Annotated in this window: 7 protein-coding genes and 1 pseudogene; all 8 read right to left on the reverse strand. The window is 53.6% G+C overall.

Going from position 1 to position 7,667, the window contains the following annotated elements; translation table 11 throughout:
- Window positions 1–1,172: UDP-N-acetylglucosamine 2-epimerase (gene neuC, locus C5O24_RS09160; protein ID WP_107681734.1), on the reverse strand; the 1,172-nt coding region annotated here is incomplete at its 3' end.
- Window positions 1,169–2,176 (reverse strand): N-acetylneuraminate synthase, encoded by a 1,008-nt coding sequence (gene neuB, locus C5O24_RS09165; RefSeq protein WP_107035129.1) that lies wholly within the window; start codon window positions 2,174–2,176, stop codon window positions 1,169–1,171. The genes neuB and neuC, both read right to left, overlap by 4 nt.
- Window positions 2,173–2,493: a 5' nucleotidase, NT5C type gene (locus C5O24_RS09170; protein ID WP_107035130.1), complete on the reverse strand. Its 321-nt coding sequence runs from the start codon at window positions 2,491–2,493 to the stop codon at window positions 2,173–2,175. Before C5O24_RS09170 ends, neuB begins: the two co-directional genes overlap by 4 nt.
- A gap of 27 nt (window positions 2,494–2,520) precedes the next feature.
- Window positions 2,521–3,465 carry an ATP-grasp domain-containing protein gene (locus C5O24_RS09175; protein WP_107035131.1) on the reverse strand — a complete coding sequence of 315 codons (945 nt, stop codon included), beginning with the start codon at window positions 3,463–3,465 and terminating at the stop codon, window positions 2,521–2,523.
- 96 nt (window positions 3,466–3,561) lie between these two features.
- Window positions 3,562–3,915: a DUF4834 family protein gene (locus tag C5O24_RS09180; RefSeq protein WP_107035132.1), complete on the reverse strand. Its 354-nt coding sequence runs from the start codon at window positions 3,913–3,915 to the stop codon at window positions 3,562–3,564.
- An 80-nt stretch (window positions 3,916–3,995) separates the two neighbouring features.
- A complete protein-coding gene (pssA, locus tag C5O24_RS09185) occupies window positions 3,996–4,715 on the reverse strand; it encodes a CDP-diacylglycerol--serine O-phosphatidyltransferase (protein ID WP_107035133.1) in 720 nt (239 codons plus the stop codon).
- Between the two features lie 23 nt (window positions 4,716–4,738).
- Window positions 4,739–5,428 carry a phosphatidylserine decarboxylase family protein gene (locus tag C5O24_RS09190; RefSeq protein WP_107035134.1) on the reverse strand — a complete coding sequence of 230 codons (690 nt, stop codon included), beginning with the start codon at window positions 5,426–5,428 and terminating at the stop codon, window positions 4,739–4,741.
- A gap of 491 nt (window positions 5,429–5,919) precedes the next feature.
- Window positions 5,920–7,667, reverse strand: a pseudogene (locus C5O24_RS09195) (alpha amylase C-terminal domain-containing protein); the annotation flags it as partial.

The raw sequence follows: 7,667 nt of genomic DNA on the forward strand, positions 1-7,667 counted from the left end.
ACATCATAGAACGGCTTGAACGCCGGCAAAGGGAGCGGCGTAGAGAGCAGCACTTTCATTATCGCCTCAAGAGTTCCGTGAAAAGCATAGGGATTGTCTGGATTGCGCCGGCAGCGGTCGCGCATCTCCCGGCTCATGACCATATCGAGTCCGGCCGATATATCGCCGCGCGTAGCCTCGCAATTGACAATCGTGGCACCCTGAGCACGACCTCGCTGACGATTGCCGATGTTTAGCGTCGGCACTCCCATCGACGGAGCTTCTGTCAGCCCGCTCGATGAATTACCCACCACTGCCATGCAATGCCTTAGAGCGGAATAGTACCGTGCTCTGCCAAGCGAAGCCACCGCTTTCACACACCCCGGATGCCGCTGCGCCCATGCCGCGATCAACGATGCCACCGTATCCCCCTCCGAATCAGAATTGGGCATTGTGAACAACACCTTCGTCTGCCCCAGACGCTCTTCAAGAGCCTCAAGCAAAGCTCGGGTCTGCGCTGCGGCCTGTCCGGGCTCAAGCGTGACAGGATGGAATGTGGCGAGCAGGAATTCGTCCGAAAGGCTCATGCCCAGGCTCTCCTCCAGTTCGCCGAGTGTCATGACCGACATCGAAGCGATATTGTCGGCACCGAGAGCCCCGACCCTGTAAACTGTCGACGGATCCTCACCCATGGCGATGATACGACGACGATATTCTTCGGTCGAAGTGAAATGAATACGCGAGAGCTTTGTAATGGCATGACGTATGGAATCATCGTAGGCTCCCTCCGTGATCTCGCCCCCATAAAGATGAGCCACCGGAACCCCCATGATCATTGCAGCCGAAGCGGCAGCAAGCATTTCGTATCTGTCGCCGAGAATCACGCATATATCCGGCTTAAGCCTGTCGAGGGCATCAGCCATTCCCCCCAGACACTGCGACATGGACTTGACGGTCGACCGCCGGTCGTCGCCTGACAGATCCATCTCCACCCGCTCATCGACATGAAGCCCTTCGGCCGTAATCTCGTCGACCGTCATGCCATGTCGAGCCGAGAGGTGCATGTTGGTAGCCACTATCTGGAGCGTGACACCTTCAACCTGGCTTAGATCCTTCATCAGCCGGCTCATGATACCGAAATCAGCTCTTGTACCGGTGATAAAACAAATCTTGCGTGGCGAGATCGCTTTCATCTCAGTTCTATCAGTTCGTCAGGTTCGAAATCGCGCGGAGCCTCAAGTCCTACCACCGTATCCCACAGCATCGGACTGATTCCGTTGCCCGGACGTTTTACGGTAAGATTGTCGTGGCTGAATCGCTCGCCTTTGCTGATCGGGCGAGCGGCTATGATACTCTTGCGCGCTATCGCAATATTTTTGCGCTCGGAGCGACTGACCTCCTTACGACCCGAGCCAAGTGCCGCCTCGGTATGACGGATCGCCGACACCATCGCCTTGAGTTCCGCCGGTTCGAGCGAAGCCACATGATCAGGGCCCGGAAGTGTCTTGTCGAGAGTGAAATGCTTCTCTATCACCTCGGCTCCCATAGCCACCGCTGCCACCGGCACCTCAATGCCGAGCGTATGATCGCTGTAACCCACACGGCAACCGATCGCATCGCGCAGCGTAAGCATTGCCCGCAGGTTTACGTCGGTATATGGCGTCGGATATTCCGTATTGCAATGGAGCAGCGTTATCATATCGAGCGTAAGACCGCCGTCAAGCAGCACACCCACCGCGTCGTCGACCTCGCCAAGCCTACTCATGCCGGTCGACATCACCACCGGCTGCCCCATCGACGCGATCTTGCGCAGATATGGCAGATTGGTGATCTCGCCCGAAGGTATCTTCCACAGATCCATCTCCAGTGGCTTCAGTATGTCGATTGAGTCAAGATCGAAAGGAGTCGACAAAAAACGTATCCCTATGCTGTCGCAATACTCCTTCAATGGCTTGAAGTCATCGGGCCGCAGCATTATCTTTCTCACCATGTCGAGCTGACTCTCCGACGTCCCGGTGTTGTGCTTCTGATATTCAGCCTGCTCGGCCCGTACGGAAATCACATTTTCGGGGATTCCGGTCTGAAACTTTACGTAATCGGCGCCGGCGTGTTTTGCCTCGTCGGCCAGCCTGCAGGCCATTTCTAAAGATCCGTTGTGGTTCACTCCGGCCTCCGCTATTATCACTACCTTGCTCATTGCTTTGTATCGATCAGTTGTTTGCGTATCCCGTCCCATCCCATATCGCGCGGATTGACCGAACGGTCGTCGATCCACAGATCGCCTACCGGCTTGCCCAACATCAGCTGGTGGTATTTCACCCCATGTCGCCGAAGCCAGTCTACCGTCACCTCATATTCGGCCCATGTCCGGGCTGAATAGATTATTATCGTGTCGCCACGGTCATACAATTCATTGACCGTTTCGACCGCTCCGGGAATCGGTTCGGCCAGCGGTCGGGAGAACTGCCTCATCTCCCTGCATATCGTTCCGTCAAGATCTATCACTATCTGCATAAGACAAACTGAATCAAATAAAAAATATCAGAACACCACCTCCTCGAGATAACGCGCCACGAGAGTATTGTCGCGCCAGTTGTCGACAGGCTCCATCCGTTCGCCAAGAGTTTCACCTATCAGCATGTCGGCTATACCCGATCCGGCTCCTATCGAAGTGACCACGCCGCCTCCAAGACGCGGGTTGACCTCCATCACCATGGTATGACCCGACTTTCGGTCGCGTATCAGCTGCACTGTCACAGGCCCGCGGAACAAACCGGAGGCAAGCACCCTGCGGGCAAGCTCCATCAGCGCTTCATCCTTGACGGTTACGCTTCTCGTCACTTCGCCTCCGGCGGTCTCGAGTCTGATTCGCGGCACTACCGAAAGCACCCTGCCGTCAACACCGACATAGCAGTCTACCGTCACCTCCTCGGCATTATCGATATATTTCTGAGCCATATAGCCCGGCGCATCCAAATTTTCAGGGATGTCCGACATGCGGCGGCACACGACAATACCCTTGGAAGCCGAACCGTGCCTGGGCTTGAGGATAACCGGGAGCGATGATGCGCCGAAAGGCAGTTCTACACGATCAGGCACCGGAAGCGAATGAGCCCGGAACCATCCGTCGGCCTCCCCTTTGTCGAACATCACTCTGCACAGAGCGCCATCCGACACTGGAACAAAAGCGTTGACCGTACCGGCCAGAGATGCTGCGACCTCAACCGCCGGGTCGACAAAAGGCAATACCAGATCGACCTGTTCACTACTGATCACATGGCGGATATCGTCGACAACACCGGCATCGGCAAACCTCAGTCCTTTGATCACACGGCCTACGGATGCTATCGGCACACTGCATTCCAGCTCGTAGGAAAGTATGTCAAGAGTCAAGCCACGACGGGCGGCGGCAGCCTGCAGATGCCGCGCTACCGATACACGCTTGGCACCGCCGAGCATCAACACACATAGATTATTGCTTTTCATGCAGCAAAGTTAGTAAATTTTCCTGCATTATCGATCCGTCGACCCGACCGCCATTCGCACAAACAGCAATACGGCACCGAAGAGAACCGGATCCGGTCATTCCTTCGGAGGCAGATCCTCCCATTCAACGTCGGTCACCTGTGATTCGGTGACAACCGTAGTTTTTTTATCGCCGTCAGGTGATGTCGAAGATCTCTCCTCGGATATTTCGTCGAAAGCGACATACTCACCCATATCACGGCTGAATACCTTACGATGAACCGGCGCGGACTCCTGCCTGCGGCGTGACCGGTAATTACCCGTGTCGCCGGAGCGCCTGTACGACGACGCTCCCTGCTCGAAAGCCGACCGAGCCTCACGTCGCAAACGGTTCATTGTCTGCCACACCTTGAACGCCGGACGCAGCAGATAAAAAAGAAATATCAGTAAAAGTATCAGAAAAATACTCATAGTTCGCAGTTAATAAACGGTTATGAGGCCAGATATGTTCGGCAGCCCTCCCCTTGGGCTGTAGCAATAGATTCAACGGATCACTCCGAAACAATCCGCTTCTTGCTTGCCAGCGAAACGACCACGTAAAACAGCATCGCCCATGCCAAGCCCGAAACGCCTTCGGTCACGACAAACAGCAATGTGGCCAGAATGATGACATAACGGGTAAAATTCTCACGCCAACCGAAATTGACAAACTTGAGCGAATACATCGGCCGCGAGCATATCATCAGCGAGGAGAACGCTATAAGTATCAGCGCCGTAGGCATATCCCCAAGATACATATTGGCATGATTCCATGCCACAAAACCGATCCAGAAAATAGCATTGGCCGGAATCGGAATACCGATAAAATATGTTGTCTGACGGTCATCGATATTAAACCGCGCAAGACGCAGAGCACCGAAAAGCACTATGACCAGCGAACAGAACGCCCACCAGGTCCACCCACCGTGGAAATACTCTACTGTGTTAAACATCAACAGAGCAGGAGCCAGGCCAAAACTTATCAGATCCGACAGCGAGTCGAGTTCCTTGCCGAGCAGTGAATATACGTGCAGCCGACGGGCCATGGCTCCATCAGCGAAATCAAACACTGCCGAGGCTGCCATGAGCACAAACGCCCACTGATAGCCCGACAATGGGCCGAAGACCTCTTGATAGTGAAACGCAAACACACATGCGCAGGCACCGCTGAGAAGATTCAGACAGGTGATGGAATTAGGTATATTGGCTTTTACGCGGGTAAATATTGACATTGGGGCTTGATTGGAGAAACACTTTACGAATTTGACTGGGATGGATCGCGCAGACGCGCCACTTCAGTGATTCCACCCACCGTCTTGTCGCCGATTTTCACAAGTATTTCGGTATCCAGAGGCAAAAATATATCGACCCTCGATCCGAATTTTATAAAACCGAGATGATCTTCAATGCTGGCTTCTTCACCGACTTCGGCATAAGTCACTATACGCCGGGCTACAGCTCCGGCTATCTGCCTGACGAGAACGTCGCTGCCATTGCTGGCACGGATCAGAATCGTCGACCGTTCGTTTTCCAGACTCGCCTTGGGAAGATAAGCCGACAGGAAACGGCCGGAATGATGACGCACGAGCTTCACAACACCGTTGACCGGAAACCAATTGGCATGAACATTGACCACCGACATAAACACCGAAAGCTGTATCACGTCGCGATGCAACACTTCACTCTCATAGACCTTCTCCAAAGCTACCACGCGCCCGTCGACCGACGATACGACAAGCGAGTCAGTCACCTTGCCGGGGAAATGACGGCGAGGCGAACGGAAAAAATTCACTACCAAGAGATAGAACACTCCCGATACCGATGTGAACACGATGGGGATTGCCGCCGGACGGATAAACATCCACGCCGAAGCATTGACCACCGACAGTATCAGCAGCAGAACAATCAGAATATTGGTTCCTTCTCTATGTATCTTGACTTTCATCGCAGGCTTAGGGTCAGGTTACAGGCGCTCACATCTCAGAAACGCCATATTCGCCATTTAGCCCACAAAGTTAATCATTTTTTTATTATCACCACCGTTAATCAACGTAAAAATACGAATCTACGCCAATTGTGCACTATTGCGCATAACATGTGGCGCGCACAGCCTGGTAAAACGCATGCGGTGCGACGGCATTTTCACTACTACCGCCACACCGCATGTTATCCGGAGTATGTTTATTCTTCTTTTTTCGGACGACCCGGTTTGCGTCCCGCAGGCTTTTCAGCCTCTGACTTCTTGGGGCGGCCGGGTCTACGCTTTACCGCCGGAGCCTCCGCTTCAGGATCTGCCTTCTTCGGACGACCGGGCTTGCGCTTTGCCACCGGCGTCTCCGCTTCAGAATCTGCCTTCTTCGGACGACCCGGTTTACGCTTCGTCTCCTCAGACATCTTTGACGACGAAGCCTTCGACACCTTTTTCCCCGAACCGGCCACAAGCTTGAGCACCTGTGCCGAGCGCGCCGGCATATATAGTCTGAGCCATGCGACACCATGGGGTTCGAACAACGGATCGGGAATTGTGAAATGGTGTACAGTTTCATCGATATTGCCATAGCCACCATAAAGCGGACTATCGCTCGACAACACCACCTGATATTCGCCGGGAGGCGTCAGTATGCCGTAATCAGAGAACGATTTGAACGGGTTGAAATTATACACAAACACAAGATCTCCGCGACGGTATGCCAGAATCTGATCATCGTCCTTCTCCCACAATTTCGTAACAGGCAGATCCTGGAAATTATATACGCCGCTTATCAGCGAGATCATCGCATTGTCGAAATCGTTGAGATAAGAGTATTTCAGCTCCTTACGGTCAACAAGATCCCACTGCCGACGGGCATACTTGTAGCTCCATCCGTTCCCCTCGCGCGGGAAATCGATCCACTCGGGATGGCCGAACTCGTTACCCATGAAGTTGAGATAGCCACCATTGATGGTCGACGCCGTGACCAGACGTATCATCTTATGCAAGGCCATGCCACGCGCCACGGTCATATTGTCGTCATCCTTCATCATGTGCCAGTACATCTGATCGTCGATCAGACGGAAAATCACCGTCTTGTCGCCCACCAGAGCCTGATCGTGGCTTTCTACATAGGAGATTGTCTTTTCATCGGCACGCCTGTTGGTCAGTTCCCAGAATATCGACGTCGGATGCCAGTCTTCGTCTTTTTTCTCTTTCAGAGTCTTGATCCAATAGTCGGGTATTCCCATGGCCATACGGTAATCGAAACCGATGCCCCCGTCCTTGAACGGTATAGCCAGGCCCGGCATGCCGCTCATCTCTTCGGCTATGGTGATTGCCGAAGGATTGATCTGATGTATCAGTTTGTTGGCCAAAGTCAGATATGTGATGGCATTCACATCCTGATGACCGTTATAGTAGTCGTCATACGAGCCGAAAGCCTGCCCGAGCCCATGACTGTAATACAGCATTGAGGTCACACCGTCAAAACGGAAGCCGTCGAAACGATACTCCTCAAGCCAATATTTGCAGTTGGAGAGCAGAAAATGCAACACTTCGTTCTTGCCGTAATCGAAGCAGAGCGAATCCCATGCCGGATGCTCCCGACGTCCGTCGCCGTAAAAATACAGATCGTGGCTGCCATCGAGGCGTCCGAGCCCTTCCACTTCGTTTTTCACCGCATGAGAGTGGACTATATCCATGATCACGGCTATACCCAGCTCATGGGCTCGATCTATAAGCTCTTTCAGTTCCTCCGGAGTGCCGAATCGCGACGAAGCCGCAAAAAACGATGACACGTGATAACCGAACGACCCGTAATACGGATGCTCCTGAATAGCCATGATCTGTATGGCATTGTAGCCGTCGGCATGAATACGCGGGAGCACCAGATCCTTGAATTCACGATAAGTGCCAACACCCTCACGCTGCTGCGCCATGCCGATGTGGCACTCATAGATCAGTAACGGCTTTGTATCCGGACGAAACTTGTCGACATTCCATATGTACGGCTCCGCCGGATCCCACACCTGCGCGGAGAATATGTGCGTCTGCTCATCCTGCACCACACGTGTGGCATAAGCCGGTATACGCTCACCCTGACCTCCCTGCCAGCGCACCATCATCTTGTAGAGCTGGCCGTGACAAATCGCATCGGACGGCAACACCACCTCCCACACGCCGCTTTGAGGCAGACGGCGCAACTCATACC

The sequence above is a fragment of the Paramuribaculum intestinale genome (assembly GCF_003024925.1).
Classification (GTDB): Bacteria; Bacteroidota; Bacteroidia; order Bacteroidales; family Muribaculaceae; genus Paramuribaculum; species Paramuribaculum intestinale.